General features: G+C 72.2%; 14 protein-coding genes and 2 pseudogenes. 7 read left to right on the top strand and 9 right to left on the bottom strand.

Annotation, left to right across the window (positions count from 1 at the left end):
• The first annotated feature begins 67 nt into the window (after nucleotides 1-67).
• The gene (locus N8I84_RS18950) at nucleotides 68-1,042 is read left to right on the top strand and encodes a zinc-binding dehydrogenase (RefSeq protein WP_263230646.1); all 975 of its coding nucleotides are present in this window, start codon (nucleotides 68-70) and stop codon (nucleotides 1,040-1,042) included.
• 33 nt (nucleotides 1,043-1,075) lie between these two features.
• Here N8I84_RS18950 and N8I84_RS18945 read toward each other — a convergent pair whose 3' ends face one another.
• The 3 genes from N8I84_RS18945 to N8I84_RS18935 form a co-directional block, all read right to left on the bottom strand.
• Nucleotides 1,076-1,573 carry a hypothetical protein gene (locus N8I84_RS18945; RefSeq protein WP_263230645.1) on the bottom strand — a complete coding sequence of 166 codons (498 nt, stop codon included), beginning with the start codon at nucleotides 1,571-1,573 and terminating at the stop codon, nucleotides 1,076-1,078.
• 13 nt (nucleotides 1,574-1,586) lie between these two features.
• Complete coding sequence (locus N8I84_RS18940; RefSeq protein WP_263230644.1) at nucleotides 1,587-2,099, bottom strand: GNAT family N-acetyltransferase; 513 nt, start codon at nucleotides 2,097-2,099, stop codon at nucleotides 1,587-1,589.
• A gap of 108 nt (nucleotides 2,100-2,207) precedes the next feature.
• Nucleotides 2,208-2,783, bottom strand: a complete 576-nt coding sequence (locus tag N8I84_RS18935; RefSeq protein WP_103839798.1) for a TerD family protein — start codon at nucleotides 2,781-2,783, stop codon at nucleotides 2,208-2,210.
• 150 nt (nucleotides 2,784-2,933) lie between these two features.
• Here N8I84_RS18935 and arfB point away from each other — a divergent pair, with 150 nt between their 5' ends.
• On the top strand, nucleotides 2,934-3,404 hold the full coding sequence (gene arfB / locus N8I84_RS18930) for an alternative ribosome rescue aminoacyl-tRNA hydrolase ArfB (RefSeq protein WP_390898919.1): 471 nt from the start codon (nucleotides 2,934-2,936) through the stop codon (nucleotides 3,402-3,404).
• 53 nt (nucleotides 3,405-3,457) lie between these two features.
• Here the strand turns inward: arfB and N8I84_RS18925 are convergent, their stop codons facing one another.
• Nucleotides 3,458-3,928, bottom strand: coding sequence for a GNAT family N-acetyltransferase (locus N8I84_RS18925; protein WP_263230642.1), 471 nt, complete (start codon nucleotides 3,926-3,928; stop codon nucleotides 3,458-3,460).
• 48 nt (nucleotides 3,929-3,976) lie between these two features.
• Nucleotides 3,977-4,552, bottom strand: a complete 576-nt coding sequence (locus N8I84_RS18920) for a flavin reductase family protein (RefSeq protein ID WP_263230641.1) — start codon at nucleotides 4,550-4,552, stop codon at nucleotides 3,977-3,979.
• 386 nt (nucleotides 4,553-4,938) lie between these two features.
• Here N8I84_RS18920 and cdgB point away from each other — a divergent pair, with 386 nt between their 5' ends.
• Nucleotides 4,939-6,618: a diguanylate cyclase CdgB gene (gene cdgB, locus N8I84_RS18915; RefSeq protein ID WP_263230640.1), complete on the top strand. Its 1,680-nt coding sequence runs from the start codon at nucleotides 4,939-4,941 to the stop codon at nucleotides 6,616-6,618.
• Between the two features lie 117 nt (nucleotides 6,619-6,735).
• Nucleotides 6,736-7,674 (top strand): CBM35 domain-containing protein, encoded by a 939-nt coding sequence (locus N8I84_RS18910; protein WP_263230639.1) that lies wholly within the window; start codon nucleotides 6,736-6,738, stop codon nucleotides 7,672-7,674.
• A 30-nt stretch (nucleotides 7,675-7,704) separates the two neighbouring features.
• Here N8I84_RS18910 and N8I84_RS18905 read toward each other — a convergent pair whose 3' ends face one another.
• The 3 genes and pseudogenes from N8I84_RS18905 to N8I84_RS18895 all read right to left on the bottom strand — a co-directional run bounded on the left by N8I84_RS18905 (nucleotide 7,705) and on the right by N8I84_RS18895 (nucleotide 10,876).
• Nucleotides 7,705-8,634: a 1-phosphofructokinase family hexose kinase gene (locus tag N8I84_RS18905; RefSeq protein ID WP_263230638.1), complete on the bottom strand. Its 930-nt coding sequence runs from the start codon at nucleotides 8,632-8,634 to the stop codon at nucleotides 7,705-7,707.
• A gap of 156 nt (nucleotides 8,635-8,790) precedes the next feature.
• Nucleotides 8,791-9,933 carry an N-acetylglucosamine-6-phosphate deacetylase gene (nagA, locus tag N8I84_RS18900; RefSeq protein ID WP_263230637.1) on the bottom strand — a complete coding sequence of 381 codons (1,143 nt, stop codon included), beginning with the start codon at nucleotides 9,931-9,933 and terminating at the stop codon, nucleotides 8,791-8,793.
• Nucleotides 9,933-10,876, bottom strand: a pseudogene (locus tag N8I84_RS18895) (ROK family protein). Before N8I84_RS18895 ends, nagA begins: the two are co-directional and overlap by 1 nt.
• A 104-nt stretch (nucleotides 10,877-10,980) precedes the next feature.
• Between N8I84_RS18895 and N8I84_RS18890 the strand changes: the two are divergent.
• From N8I84_RS18890 to otsB, 3 genes and pseudogenes are all read left to right on the top strand, one after another.
• A complete protein-coding gene (locus N8I84_RS18890) occupies nucleotides 10,981-12,273 on the top strand; it encodes an extracellular solute-binding protein (RefSeq protein ID WP_449334043.1) in 1,293 nt (430 codons plus the stop codon).
• Nucleotides 12,274-12,322: 49 nt separating this feature from the next.
• On the top strand, nucleotides 12,323-12,550 hold the full coding sequence (locus tag N8I84_RS18885; RefSeq protein WP_263230636.1) for a DUF3263 domain-containing protein: 228 nt from the start codon (nucleotides 12,323-12,325) through the stop codon (nucleotides 12,548-12,550).
• 80 nt (nucleotides 12,551-12,630) lie between these two features.
• Nucleotides 12,631-13,475: pseudogene (gene otsB / locus N8I84_RS18880) on the top strand (trehalose-phosphatase).
• 134 nt (nucleotides 13,476-13,609) lie between these two features.
• Here otsB and N8I84_RS18875 read toward each other — a convergent pair.
• A complete protein-coding gene (locus N8I84_RS18875) occupies nucleotides 13,610-15,043 on the bottom strand; it encodes an alpha,alpha-trehalose-phosphate synthase (UDP-forming) (RefSeq protein WP_263230635.1) in 1,434 nt (477 codons plus the stop codon).
• Nucleotides 15,044-15,066 lie beyond the last annotated feature (23 nt).

The following is a 15,066-nucleotide window of genomic DNA, read 5'->3' as shown; positions in this document are numbered from 1 at the left end:
TGAAGGGTGGGCCTTCCGAGAGAGCACGACATGTGACGGCGAAGACCCACGGACGAGGAGCCCGCCCATGCACGCGATCCGGCTGCACGCCTTCGGCCCCGCCGAGAACCTCACCCACGAGAAGGTCGAGGACCCCGAGCCGGGCCCCGGCCAGGTGCGAGTCGCCGTCGCCGCGGCGGGCGTGCACCTGCTGGACACCGCGCTCCGCGAGGGCGAGACCGGTCCCGCGCCCGGGCCGGCCCCACTGCCCACGATCCCCGGCCGCGAGGTCGCCGGCACCGTCGAGTCCCTCGGCGAGGGCGTCGACACCCGCTGGCTCGGCCGCCGGGTCGTCGCCCACCTCGGCTTCGTGCCGGGAGGCTACGCCGAACTCGCCGTCACGGACGTCGTCCGCCTGCACGAGATACCGGCGAACCTGGACGAGGCGCAGGCCGTCGCGATGATCGGCACGGGCCGTACGGCGATGGGCATCCTCCAGTTCGCCGACCTCGGCCCCGGCTCCGTGGCCCTCGTCCCGGCCGCCGCGGGCGGCATCGGCACCCTCCTCGTGCAGTATGCCCGGCACGCGGGCGCCACCGTGATCGGGCTCGCGGGCGGTCCGGGGAAGGTCGCGCGGGTGCGGGAGAACGGCGCGGACCTCGCCGTCGACTACACGGACCCCGCCTGGGCGGACCGACTCGTGGAGTATCGCGGCAGGGTCACCGTGGTCTTCGACGGTGTCGGCGGCGCGGTGGCCAGGACCGCCGTGGGACTGCTCGCGCCGGGCGGCCGGCACCTCGTGTTCGGGTGGTCCGCCGAGGGCATCCGGGGCGGCCGGCCGTATCTGGTCGAGGGCGTCTCCGAGCAGGTCCTCGGTCCCGCGATGCTGCGGAGGGCGGGCGGTCCGGACCCCTTGCGCACCCTGGAGGAGCGGGCCCTCGCCGAGGCCGCGGCCGGCCGCCTGGTCCCGGCCGTCCAGCGCTTCCCGCTCGCCGAGGCGGCCGAGGCCCACCGGGCCCTTGAGGCGCGGGGCACGGTCGGCAAGGTGGTCCTGGAGCCGTGAGGAGCGGACCACCGCGTCCGGCGGCTCCCGGTGTCAGGCGACCCGGGGAAAGCGGGCCTGCAGCGTCCAGATCGCCGGGTTCTCGCCGAGGTCCTCGTGCAGGTCGGTCAGGTCGGCGATCAGGTCCTGCAGGAAGTCGCGGGCCTCGCGGCGCAGTTCCGCGTGGGGGAACGTCAGCGGGGGCTCCGCCGGCAGCCACTCCGCCTCGATGTCCACCCAGCCGAAACGGCGCTCGAACAGCAGGCGGTCGGTCGACTCGGTGAAGTCCAGCTCCGCGCGCTGCGGCCGGGCGGCGCGGCTGCCGAGCGGGTCCCGGTCGAGCCGCTCGACGATGTCGCACAGGGCCCACGCGAAGTCGAGCACCGGCACCCATCCCCAGGCTGTGGACAGCTCCCGGTCCGCCTCGGTGTCGGCGAGATAGACGTCACCGCAGAACAGGTCGTGCCGCAGGGCGCGGACGTCCGCGCGGCGGTAGTCGGTCTGCGGGGGGTCGGGGAAGCGGTTGGAGAGGGCGTAGCCGATGTCGAGCACGGGGGCGATGGTGTCACAGGGCCTTGCGCAGCACGGCGCACGGGCGGCCCCGGTCGCGGTCCGGGCGGCGGTCGACGACCTCGTAGCCGAGCGCCGTCCAGAAGCCGAGCCCCGCGGGGTTGTTCTCGAGCACGGCCAGGCGCACGGCGGTGCGGCCGGCGGCGCGGAAGCGGTCCTCCACCAGGGACGCCAGCAGTCGCCCGTGGCCGTGCCGCTGCATCGCCGCGTCCACCATCAGCAGGCCGATCCACGGGTCCGGGTCGGCCGGGTCGGGGTGGTGGGCCAGCGTGACGACGATTCCGACGAGCCGCCCGAAACTGCGGGCGAGCAGGACCTCCACGTCGGGGTGCGCCAACTCGTCGGCCAGCGCGGCCGCCACCTGCTCCGGACGGATGTCGTCCGGGTCGGGGAAGTCGCCGCTCAGTGCGTGGAACTCCCGGTTGGAGGCGTAGAGCGCGGTGAGTTCGGTCAGCAGCTCACCCGGAAGGTCGTGGTCGGGGGCGGGGGAGAGGGGCTCGAGGATCACCCGCGCAACGTATCGCGGACGGTCCGGCACGGGTCGTGGGAGGCCGGGCACCACGCCGGGGCCCCGGCCTCCCGGACCGGGGCCCCGGCGAGGAGACAGGGGACTCCGTCAGACGTTCACGCCGAAGTCCTGGGCGATGCCCACCAGGCCCGACGCGTAGCCCTGGCCGACCGCGCGGAACTTCCACTCCGCGCCGTTGCGGTACAGCTCGCCGAAGACCATGGCCGTCTCCGTGGCCGCGTCCTCCGACAGGTCGTAGCGGGCGATCTCCTGGCCGCCGGCCTGGTTGACGATGCGGATGTAGGCGTTGCGCACCTGGCCGAAGTTCTGCGAGCGGGACTCCGCGTCGTAGATGGAGACCGGGAAGACGATCTTGTCGATGTCGGCCGGGAGCGCCGCCAGGTTGACGTTGATCGCCTCGTCGTCGCCCGCGCCCTCGCCCGTGCGGTTGTCACCCGTGTGGACGATCGAGTTGTCCGGGGTCTGCTTGTTGTTGAAGAAGACGAAGTGCTGGTCCGAGTAGACCTTCCCCTGGGCGTTGACCGCGATCGCGGACGCGTCGAGGTCGAAGTCCGTGCCGGTGGTGGTGCGGACGTCCCAGCCGAGGCCCACGGTGACGGCGGTCAGGCCCGGAGCCTCCTTGGTGAGCGAGACGTTGCCACCCTTGGACAGGCTTACAGCCATTGTTGGGAGTCCCTTCCCTCGTTGCGTGTGCGGATGAAGCTACCGCCACCTCTAGCAACGCCAAGGGGGGCACTCACGGTTCCGGGTTCCTTTACCTTTTTTACCTGCCGCCGGAAATCGGGATGACGCGGACCGGGCGGAGCGGGGAACATGGAGGGCATGTCCGGTCCTTCTCGGGAGTCCGGGGGGCTGTCCCCCGGAAAACACAGAATCCGCGGCTCCGTCTCGCTTCCCGAGGCCGAGCTGATGTGGCGTTTCTCCCGGTCGTCCGGGCCCGGCGGACAACACGTCAACACCAGTGACTCGCAGGTCGAGCTGCGCTTCGACCTGGCGAACACCGAGGCCCTTCCCCAGGTGTGGAAGGAGCGCGCCCTCGAGCGCCTGGCGCCCCGCCTGGTCAACGGGGTCGTCAGCGTCCGCTCCTCCGAGCACCGCTCCCAGTGGCGCAACCGTGAGGCCGCCGCGGTACGCCTGGCGGCGCTGCTGGCGGAGGCGACCGCGCCCCCGCCCAAGCCCCGCAGGCCGACCCGGATCCCACGGGGGATCAACGAGCGGCGACTGCGGGAGAAGAAGCAGCGCTCGGAGACGAAACGCGGCCGGTCCGCTCGCGACTGGACGTAGCCGGACAGCCGGACAGCCGGACAGCCGGACAGCCGGACAGCCGGACCGTCCGGTCAGGTCAGGCCCAGGACGCCCACGGTCTGGTCCCCGCTCGTCTCCCCGTTCTTGTGGAACCCCAGCCCCAGGTAGAAGTTCTCCGGACCGTCCGGACCGGGATGCCAGGTGACGTACAGTCGCGTGCCGCCCCGGCGCCGGATCTCGGCGGCGACCGACTCGACGGCGAAACGGCCGTACCCGCGGCCCTGCTCCCCGGCGGCGATGTTCAGCCGCCACAGGCCCGAGCGCCGGACGCTGCCGTCCTCGTACCAGTCGATGTCGAAGAAGGCCATGAGGAACCCTACGGGCCTGCCGTCGTCCACGATGAGGCGCGGCCAGGCGACACCGGGGTGGACGTACGCCTCGGCGAGGGACTTCACGACCGGCGCGACCGCGTGTTCCTGCCCGGGCCGGACGCGGATGCCGAGCGCGGCGTCGAGGTTTTCGGCGGTGATTTCTTCGAGGCGCGGGGCGGAAGCGGTCGTCACCCGCGCACCGTAGGCCGGAAAGCCGCCGAGGGCCACGGATTTCTCCGCTCACCCCAAGTGCCGGTACCGCCCCCGGAAATACATCAGCGGTCCGCCCTCCGCACTCGGCACCCGGGCCGTGAGCACCCTGCCGATCACGAGCGTGTGGTCGCCCGCCTGCACCCGCTGTTCCGTGCGGCACTCAAGCGTCGCCAGCGCGCCGCCGACCAGCGGTGCGCCGGAGGCCTCGCCGCGGACGTACGGGATGTCCTCGAACAGCAGACGGTCGCTGACGCGGCCCTTCATCGCGAAGCGTCCCGCGATGTGCCGCTGGCTCTCCGAGAGGACGGAGACCGCCCACAGCGGCTGCTCGGCGAGCAGGTCGTCCATGCGGGCGCCCTCGCGCAGGCTCACCAGCACCAGGGGCGGATCCAGGGACACCGACATGAAGGCGGTCGCCGTCATGCCGACGTCCTCACCCTTCGGCCCCTCGGGATCCAGCGGCGGCTCGTGCGAGGTCACCAGGACCACGCCCGCGGCCAGCCGGGACATGGCAGCGCGGAACTCGTCGTTGCTCACCCCCTCAGGATGCCCGGAGGAGGGTGGCACGGCGGACACGGACGGGACAGCGGAAGTCTTGAGCACGTCAAAAACGCTAGTCTCCGCTTCCGGCCGCCCACATCGGGCCCGGGCCCGAATCGCGGCCTAGGACCAGCGACGGACGTCGTCGGACGCCGTAGGATCACAAGCTCTGCACAGAGGGCCCGCATCGAGTCCGGAAGCATTCCGCGGAAACACAGGAAAAATGCGGAACCTCTCCGCAATTGTTCATCTTTGGCTGTGACTTGAGTCACAGGAAGCGTATTTTGTTGACCCTGTGTACCTAGTGGGCAGCGCGCTGTGATTCAGTGGCGGAGACGCTGCACGATGCCACCCGAGGAGTACGCCCAGTAGCGTGCCGTGGAAACCGGGAGAACGGTAGTACGCCGACGCGTCCCTGGAGTTGCTGCGAGATCTCGAGGGGAGGGCGAATGGAGACCGAGTCCGAGCCGTATGTCCGTCTTGCGACCCTGCGGCAGCTGCACCAGGTGATGGCGGACATGAACACCGCCCGCAGCCTGGCGGACACGCTGCAGACGGTGGCCGACGGCATCGTGAACGGCCTCGGCTACGAACTGGCGGCCGTCAACCTCGTACGCCCGGACGGTGACCTCGTCGTCGCCGCACTCGCCGGGAACTCCGCAGCAGAGGCGCTGATCACCGGCCGCGTCGGCTCCCGCGCCTCCTGGGAGCGGCGCCTCAGCATGGGCGAGGCGTGGGGCACCCTGCGGTTCATACCGCACACGGAGGGCTGGATCCTCGACGAGGACGACGTGCCGCAGTGGTACACCGACGGTCCCGAGCCCCGCTTCGAGGACGAGTGGCACCCCTCCGACCGCCTCTTCGCGCCCATGTACACGCCGGGTGCCCAGGGCAGCTCCTGCGGTGAACTCCTCGGCGTCATCTCCGTGGACCGGCCGCGCAACGGGCGGCGGCCCGGCGCCTGGGGGCGCGAGGCCCTCCAGATGTACGCCTTCCACGCCGCCATCGCCATCAGCAACGCCCGTCTGCGGGCCAACATGCAGCGGGCACTGGTCCGCCTGGAGCGGGAGCAGCAGGCGCTGCGCGCCAGCGAGGAGTCCTTCCGGCAGGCGTTCGAGTACGCCCCCTCGGGGATGGCCATCGCCGAGATGGGCGGCGACCAGCACGGCCGGATCCTGCGCACCAACGACGCGCTGTGCCGCCTGCTCGGCAGGCCCGCCTCCGCGATGCGCCGCTACTCGTTCTCCGACCTCGTCCACCCCGAGGACATCGGCACCCTGCTGCGCACCTCCGCCGAGGGCGGGCGGGCCGAACTGCGGCTCGGACGCCGGGACGGCACCTATGTGTGGGTGTCCCTGCGCAACTCCGTCGTCGCCGACGCCGCCGACGGGCCGCGCTTCCTGCTCACCCACGTCGAGGACATCGAGGAGCGCAAGCGCCGGGAGCTCCAACTCGCCCACCGCGCCTCGCACGACTCGCTCACCGGCCTGCCCAACTCCGCGGAACTGCGCGCCCGTCTGTCCGCCCGCCTGTGCCGGCGCCCCCAGTCGCTGCCGCCGAGCGCGGCGGACTCCCTGGACGCCGCGTTCGGCGACGGGTTCCGGATCGACCACCCGGCCGCCCACGACAGCGGCGGCCACGCCTTCGACTTCCACGCCGGGCGGGGGCCGTACGACGCCTTCGACCACCATGTGCACACCGTCGCCCCGGACAGTGACGCCGACGACGGCACCAAGGGCCTCGCGGTGCTCTTCTGCGACCTCGACGGCTTCAAGTCCATCAACGACCGGTTCGGGCACAACGCGGGCGACGCCGTCCTCATCGAGGTCGCCCGGCGGCTCAGCCGCGGGGTGCGGGACGGGGACACGGTGGCCCGGCTCGGCGGTGACGAGTTCGTCGTGCTGGCCGACGGGCTCGGCAAGGCCGACGCCCAGGACCTCGCCGTCCGTCTGCGCAACGAGATCATCCAGCCGATCCGGGTCGACGGCCGCGCCATGCGCGTCGGCGCGAGTTTCGGCATCGGCTGGGCACACTGCGGCATGACGGCGGACGAAGTGCTGAAATCGGCTGACGAGCGGATGTACGTGGAGAAACGGTCTCGTCCCAAACAGCACAGGCGTGCGGGGTAAACCGCAGGTCAACCCTTGGGTGATGGGAACAACAGCCGTGTGCGGTCCGGGGACCGGGTAGGCTCGCCATTCAGCCACGTACGCATCTGGACCCGCACCTGTTGAGGAGACCTAGGGATGACGCCCGGCAACAACGGCGCGAGCACGCCCGAGGACGACGACCCGTTCGGCTACCTCTACGCCGACGGTCAGGCCAACGGCGCCCAGCCGCCCTCCGGCGGCTACGGCTACCCGGGCTCCGTCAACAGAGTGCGCACGGTCGGCGAACGCCAGTACGGCCAGCCGCAGGCCCAGACGGCCCCCTACGGGCAGGTCCCGCAGCAGCAGTCGTACGGCCAGCCGAACGCGCACTACGCGGCTCCGGAAACGGTGCCGGGCGGGGCCGCGACGACCCGTCAGACCCAGACGGCCCCGCCGTCCGGCGGCGGGCGCGGCCGGGGCCCCAACACCAAGGGCCTGCTGATCGGCGCCATCGCGGTGGTCGCGGCGGTCGTCATCGGCATCGGCGTCGCCATGATCACCGGCGACTCGGACGACGGGAAGAAGGGCGGCCAGGCGGGCTCCAGCCCGTCGGTCGCGCAGAGCGCGTCCCCGAGCCAGTCCACCACCCAGCAGTCCACGGACGAGGGCAAACTGCCGACGATCGACGCCAAGGCGCTGCACCTCGAGGGCGGCGCCACCACGGCGTCCGACGTCAAGGGCGCCAAGGCCGACGGCGGTGTCTACGTCGGCAACTTCAACAACGTGGGCGCCGCCGTGAGCTGGACCGTGGACGTCCCGTCGACCGGCAAGTACACCCTGCACACCGGCTACGCCGTGCCCGGCGTCGACGCCACCGCCACCCTCACGATCAACGGCACGGCGCAGACCAACCCCCTGAAGCTGAAGAACTGGGCCAACGCGCCCCAGGGTGACTGGGAGAAGGGCTGGACGAAGACGTACAACTACATCCAGCTCAACAAGGGCACCAACACCATCCGGATCTCCTGCGAGCAGGGGAACCAGTGCAACGCCTACCTCGACCAGTTCTGGCTGACGAACGGCTGGTCCAACTAAACCCCGTCGCTCGATGACGGGGCCGTGCGGCTACGCCGCCGTGACCTCGCCCGTCACCGCCACCTGGTCCAACAGCTCCTCGTAGGTGCGCCGGTCGAACTCGCCCGCTGCCGGGGCGAGTACCGTCGCCGCCGACAGGGCCACCGCCCGGGCCAGGCGGGCCGGCCACGGCAGGTGTTCCACCAGGCCGGACAGCAGGCCCGCGACCGCCGAGTCCCCCGCGCCCGTCGGGTTGCCCGTCAGGCGGCGCGGCGGGGCCGCCCGCCAGCGGCCTTCCGTGTTGACGGCGAGCAGGCCTTCCGCGCCCAGTGAGGCGACCACCGTGTGCGCCCCGCGTCGACGGGCGTCCCGGGTGGCCTGCAAAGGCTCGTGGGAGCCGGTCAGTTCGGCCAGTTCGTCGGCGTTCGGCTTGACGATGTCAGGGCGGGCGGCGACCCCGCGGCGCAGCGGCTCCCCACTGGTGTCGAGCAGCACCGGGACGCCCGCCGCCCGAGCGGTACGCACCAAGTGGGCGTACGCCCCCACGGGCACGCCCGGCGGCAGGCTGCCGCACAGGGCCACCGCGGCGGCGGAGCGCACCAGGTCGTCGTACGCCTCCAGGAAGGCCGACCACTCGGCGGGCGTTATCAGCGGGCCGGGCTCGTTGAGCTGGGTGGTGTCGCCGGTGGACCGGTCGACCACCGCGATGGTGCGCCGGGTGGCGCCCGCGACCGGTACCAGCGCGTCCACGAGGCCGTGCGTGCGGGTGAGCTGCTCCCGCAGGGAGCGACCCGTCGCGCCGCCCGCGAAGCCCGTGGCGGTCACCTGGTGGCCGAGCGCGGCGAGTACCCGGGCGACGTTCAGCCCTTTGCCGCCGGGCCGTTCGGTCACCTCGGTCACCCGGTGCGAGGTGTGCGGCCTCAGCTCCCGTACGCGATAGGTGATGTCGAGAGCGGTGTTCAGCGTGACCGTGAGGATCACGTGGGGACCTCCCTCGAGAGTCGTGCAGGCGCGGTCCGTGGGCCCGGATCCGTCAGCGCGCCTGCCGTCGGCGGTTGCGGAGGCTCGATCATGCCAAAAGAGTCGGCGGTCGGCCCAGTCCCGGGGCCGACCGCCGTACGTCAACAAACGGATCAATCACCCCAGTTGGGGATCGACCACCCACTGGCCGCGGCGCATCACGCCCTTGAGGCGGAAGTCGTCGTCCAGCAGCACCAGGTCGGCGTCCTTGCCGGGCTCCAGGGAGCCCACCCGGTCGTAGACGCCGAGGAGCTTCGCCGGGCCCGCCGAGACGGCCGTGACGACGTCCTCCACCGCCAGCCCGTCCACGGTGACCGCCCGGCGGAACGCGCGGTCCAGGGTGAGGGTCGAGCCCGCGATCGAGCCGCCCTCCACCAGCCGGGCCACACCCTGACGTACCTCGACCTCGAGCGGGCCGAGCATGTACCGCCCGTCCCCGATGCCGGCCGCGTCCATGGCGTCCGTGATGAACGCCACCCGCGTCGCGCCCGCCTGACGGAAGGCCAGCCGCAGCGCCGCCGGGTGCAGATGGACGCCGTCGTCGATCAGCTCCACCGTGACCCGCTCGTCCTCCAGCAGGGCGGCGACGGGGCCGGGGGCGCGGTGGCCGAGCTGCGGCATCGCGTTGAACAGGTGGGTGGCGACCGTGGCGCCCGCGTCGATGGCCTGGACCGTCTGCTCGTAGGTCGCGTCCGTGTGCCCGATCGCCGCGATCACCCCGTGCTCGACGAGCAGCCGTACGGAGTCCAGGCCGCCGGGCAGTTCGGTGGCGAGCGTCACCATCGCGGCCCGGCCGCGCGCGGCGTCGATCAGCTTGCGCACCTCCGCCGGATCGGGGTCGCGCAGCAGCGCCTCGGAGTGCGCGCCCTTGCGGCACGGCGAGATGAACGGGCCCTCGAAGTGGATGCCGGCGATGTCCCCCTGCTCGGCCAGTTCCGACAGCAGTCCCGCCTGCTGGACGAGGATGTCCATGTCGTCGGTGACGGTGGAGGCGACGAGCGTGGTGGTGCCGTGCTCCCGGTGGGTGCGCAGGGCCGTCAGGACGTCGTCCACCGTGCCGGAGAAGGACGCGCCGCCGCCGCCGTGGTTGTGGATGTCCACGAAGCCGGGGACCAGCCAGTGGCCGCTCACGTCGATGATCTCGGCGCTCTCGGGGGCGGGCCCGGCGATGCGCGTGCCCTCCACGACCAGGCGGCCGTCGTCCACGACCCCGCTGGGCAGTACCACCCGGGCACCGGCGAGAACCTTCGTAGTGGCCATCAGATGGTTACCTCCGCAGGGTCAGTGGTTTCGAGGAGATCCCAGGCCATGAGCCCGGCACCGAGGCATCCGGCCGCATCCCCCAGCGTGGCGGGGACGATCGACGGCAGCTTCTGGAAGGTCACGCGGCGGCGCACGGCCTCGCGCAGTGGTGTGAACAACGTTTCCCCGGCCTCGGCGAGCCCGCCACCGATGATCAGGGTGCGCGGGTCCAGCAGGGTGAGCGCGGTCACCAGGCCGTCGGCGAGGGCGTCCACGGCCCCCTGCCATACCTTCCGCGCCCGCGGGTCCCCCGACGCCACGGCCTTCGCGCAGTCGGCGGCGTCCGCCTCCGGGGCACCGGCCGCCTCGGCCCAGGCCTCGCCCACGGCGGCCGCGGACGCGTACCGCTCCAGACAGCCGTGCTGACCGCACGGACACGGGGTCCCCTGCGGCCGTACGACGATGTGGCCGATCTCGCCCGCGAAGCCGTGCGCCCCCGCCTCCACCCGGCCGCCGATGCCGATGGCGCCCGCGATCCCGGTGCCGAGCGGCACGAACAGGAACCGGTCCGCCCCCGGCCCGCGCCCAGGCGCCCCTCGGCGAGCCCGCCGGTGCGCACGTCGTGCCCGAGCGCCACGGGCACCCCGTCGAGCCGGCGGCTGAGCAGATCCCGCAGGGGCACATCGCGCCAGCCCAGGTTGGCCGAGTACGCGGCGACACCGCGCTCGGCGTCCACGATCCCGGGGACGGCGACGCCCGCGGCGGCCGCGGGTTCGCCGAAGTGGCGCTCGCCGTGCGCGCGCAGCTCGGCGGCGAAGGCGAGCACCGACTCCACCACGGCGTCCGGCCCGCGCTCACGTCCGGTGGCCCGGCGCGTCTGGTGCAGCAGCTCACCCCCGGCCCCGACCAGCGCGGCCTTCATCCCGGTGCCGCCCACATCCAGGGCGATGACATGTCTCACGGGAACAGTGTCGCCCGTGGACCCGGGAGAGGTCTAGTCCACTCAGGTGGTGTAGACCTTATCCTTTGGATATTCCGAATGACGAGACGGCAGGGCTAGAGCAAGTGCAGCGACGCGGGACGCGCAGGACGACATGGGGCAGGGGTCTGATCGCGGCGGTGTCCGCCCTCGGCATGACCGGAGCCCTGGCGAGCTGCGCGGGTGCGGTGGGTTCGGGGGGCGTCACCCTGCGGCTGGTGGCCGCGGACTACGGGGACTCGTCGGCGAACAGCTCCAAGAAGTACTGGGACCAGCTGGTCGAGGACTTCGAGGCGGCGCACTCCGGAATCAAGGTCGAGGTCAGCGTCTACTCCTGGAACGACGTGGACCGCAAGGTCAAGGAGATGGTCGCCAGGGGCGACGCCCCGGACATGGCGCAGATCGGGGCCTACGCGGACTACGCGGCGGCGGGCAAGCTGTACCCGGCCGACGACGTCCTCTCGATCCCCGTCCAGGCGGACTTCGCCTCGGAGCTGAGTGACGCCGGCAAGGTGAACCGTACCCAGTACGGGATGCCGTTCGCCGCCTCCACGCGGATCCTCTTCTACAACAAGACGCTGTTCTCCGAGGCCGGCATCACCACCCCGCCGCAGAGCTGGAGCGACCTGGCGACGGACGCGCAGCTCCTCAAGGCCAAGGGGGTGACGTACCCGTACGCGCTGCCGCTCGGCCCCGAGGAGGCGCAGGCGGAGACGATGCAGTGGCTGCTCAGCGGGGGCGCCGGCTACCTGAACGGCTTCGGCGGCTACGACCTCGACTCCGCGCAGAACGTGGCCACCTTCACCTGGCTGAAGGACAACCTGGTGGGCAAGGGGCTGACGGGTCCGGTGGCACCGGGGAAGCTGAACCGCGCCGACGCCTTCGCCGCGTTCACGCGCGGCGAGGTGGGCATGCTGAACGGCCACCCGTCCCTGATGAAGATGGCGCGCGAGAAGGGCGTGAAGTTCGGCATGGTGCCGATGCCCGGGATCAACGGCCGGGCGAAGTCGACCATGGGCGTGGCGGACTGGATGACGGCCTTCCAGCAGGGCGGCCACAAGGACCAGATCCGTGAGTTCCTCGACTACGTGTACAGCGAGAAGAACGTGCTGTCCTTCTCCCGCGAGTACGACCTGCTGCCGGTGACGAGCTCCGCGCAGGAGGCCATGGCGCGCTCGCCCCAGGACCAGGACCTCGAGCCGTTCCTCCAGGAGCTGCCGAGCGCTGAGTTGTACCCCGTGGGCAAGACCTCGTGGGCGACGGTCAGCGCGGACATCAAGAACCGGATAGGCAAGGCGGTCGGCCCGGACGGCAGCCCGGCGGCGATCCTGGCCCAGCTGCAGCGGGCGGCCGTGACAGCGGACAGCGCGGCCCGCTGACGGCGGAGACGCGGGGGAGCGTGTCGGACCCTCCGGTTACCGTTCCCCCATGGACGACCTGAACCCCAGAGAGAAGGCCATCCTGGCCCTGGAGGGCCGCGGTTTCCCCGGGCCGGGGGCCAAGGAGCGGGCCATACGGGAGCAGCTCGGTCTCGCCCCCGTCCGCTACTACCAGCTGCTCAACGCCCTCCTCGACGACCCCAGGGCCCTGGCCCACGCCCCGGTCACCGTCAACCGCCTCCGCCGCATCCGCGAGGCACGCCGCGCGGAACGCTGAGCGCGTGACCGCAAAACGCGCCGGGCGCGCCCCCGTGACCCCGTGGGTGCGCCCGGCCGCACGCCGATAGGGTCGGACCCATGGGCAGCCACACGGACTCCTTGCCGACGCCCGCCACCCCGGCCGGGCGTGACGGTCTCGACGCCATCCTCGCCCGGCCCGAGCGGGCCGTCCTCGCCTTCGACTTCGACGGGACGCTCGCCCCGATCGTCCCCGACCCCGACCAGGCCCGCGCCCACCCCGACGCGGTCCCCGCCCTCGCGGCCATCGCCCCGAAGGTCGCCTCCGTCGCCGTCGTCACCGGCCGCCCCGCCGGCGTCGCCGTCCGCCACGGCGGCTTCGCGGGCGTCCCCGGGCTCGACCACCTCGTCGTCCTCGGCCACTACGGCGCCGAACGCTGGGACGCCCGCACCGGCACCGTCACCGCCCCGGCCCCCACCCCGGAGTCGCCGCCGTCCGCGCCGAACTCCCCGGTCACCTCGACGAGATCGGCGCCTGGCGCGGCACCTGGATCGAGGAGAAGGGCCGCGCCGTCGCCGTCCACACCCGCCGCGCGGAGGACCCGCAGGCCGCCTTCGAAGCCCTGCGCGGCCCCCTCGCCGAGCTCGCCGCCCGCCACGGCCTGATCGTCGAACCCGGCCGCATGGTCCTGGAACTGCGCCCGCCGGGCATGGACAAGGGGGTGGCCCTGGCGGAGTACGTCCGTGAGACCGGCGCCGAATCGGTCATGTACGCCGGCGACGACCTCGGCGACCTCCCCGCCTTCGCCGCCGTCGACAAACTCCGCTCCGACGGCGTCCCCGGCCTCCTGGTCTGCAGCGGCAGCGACGAGGTCACGGAACTCGCGAAGAGGGCGGACCTGGTGGTCGACGGCCCGCAGGGGGTCGTACAGCTACTGAGGTCATTGGCAGAGAGGCTGGCGTGAGGCGCGCCCCTTCAGGGGCGCGGGGCTGTGTCGATGTGCGGCTCCGCCGCGATGGGGGTCCCCCCCCGTTCGAGCGAAGCTGAGAACTCGGGGGAGCGAGCAGCCAGAGGCGGCCCGCACCCGGAAAACCGCCCTCAAACCTCCAGCGCAGCCAACTGATCCAAGAACCACCGTGCCGGCGGAAGCGCCGTAGCCTGCGCAGCAAGCCGCTTCGAGCGCTCCGTCCGCTCACCCGCCGGCATCGACAACGCCTCGTGCAATGCCTCCGCCGTGCCCCGGATGTCGTACGGATTGACCGTCACCGCGTCGTCGCCCAGCTCCTCGTACGCCCCGGCCTCCCGCGACAGCACCAGCGCACACCCCTGGTCCGACAGCACCGGAACCTCCTTGGCGACTAGGTTCATGCCGTCCCGGATGGGGTTCACCAGGGCCACGTCGGCGAGCCGGTACGCGGCGAGAGAGCGCGCGAAGTCGTCCTTGACGTGCATCTCGACCGGGGTCCAGCCCGGCGTCCCGTACCTTTCGTTGATCTCCGCGGCCACCCGCTGGACCTCCGCCGTGTACTCCCGGTAGACGGTCAGGTCCTGGCGGGACGGGTACGCGAACGCCACGTGGACCACCCGTTCGCGCCACTCCGGACGGGACTCCAGCAGCTCCTCGTACGCCAGCAGGCCCCGCACGATGTTCTTCGACAGCTCCGTCCGGTCCACCCGCACGATCACCTTGCGGGGGCGGCCGTCGGGCCCGGTGCCGATCTGCTGCCGCAGGATCGCCATCCGTTCGTCCACATCCGGCCGGTGCGCCCGCTCGCGCAGGAAGTCCGCGTCCGCGCCCAGGCCGTGCACCCCGATCCTGGTGTCCCCCAGCCCGCCGACGAGCGCCTCGCAGCAGCCGGCGAAGGCGTCCGCCCACCTCTGGGTGAGGAAGCCGAGCCGGTCGGCGCCCAGCATGCCGCGCAGCACCTGCTCCGCGATGTCGTCGGGCAGCATCCGGAAGTAGTCCACCGGCGCCCACGGCGTGTGCGAGAAGTGACCGATCCGCAGGTCCGGCCGCAACTGCCGCAGCATCCCCGGGACCAGCGTCAGGTGGTAGTCCTGCACCACGACCGCCGCCCCCTCGGCCGCCTCCTCGGCCAGCGCCTCGGCGAACGCGCGGTTGTAGGCCTCGTACGACGACCACGCGTGCCGGAACTCCCTGCCGAAGACCGGCTCCAGCGGAGTCTGGTACAGCATGTGGTGGACGAACCACAGCACCGAGTTCGCGATGCCGTTGTACGCCTCGGAGAACACCGTCGGGTCGATGTCGAGCATCCGGACCCGCCGCCCGCCGGTGTCGGCCGGATCAAGTGCGCCACCCGTGCGGCGTACCGCCTCGCGGTCGCCGTCGTTCAGGGCTGCGCACACCCAGACCGCGCCCGCGTCGGGGCCGATCGCCGACAGGCCGGACACCAGGCCGCCCCCGCCGCGTTTGGCGGTGAGCCGCCCGGAGTCGTCCAGCGCGTACGAGACGGGGCCGCGGTTGGATGCGACGAGGATGCGGGCGCCGTGCGCATGCTGCGTGGAAGCCATGCCACGAAACCTAGCCCGAGCCG

The organism is Streptomyces cynarae, from assembly GCF_025642135.1.
GTDB classification, from domain to species: Bacteria; Actinomycetota; Actinomycetes; order Streptomycetales; family Streptomycetaceae; genus Streptomyces; species Streptomyces cynarae.
The sequence above is the reverse complement of the archived record's forward strand: the minus strand, read 5'-3'. Positions and strand labels throughout refer to the sequence as shown.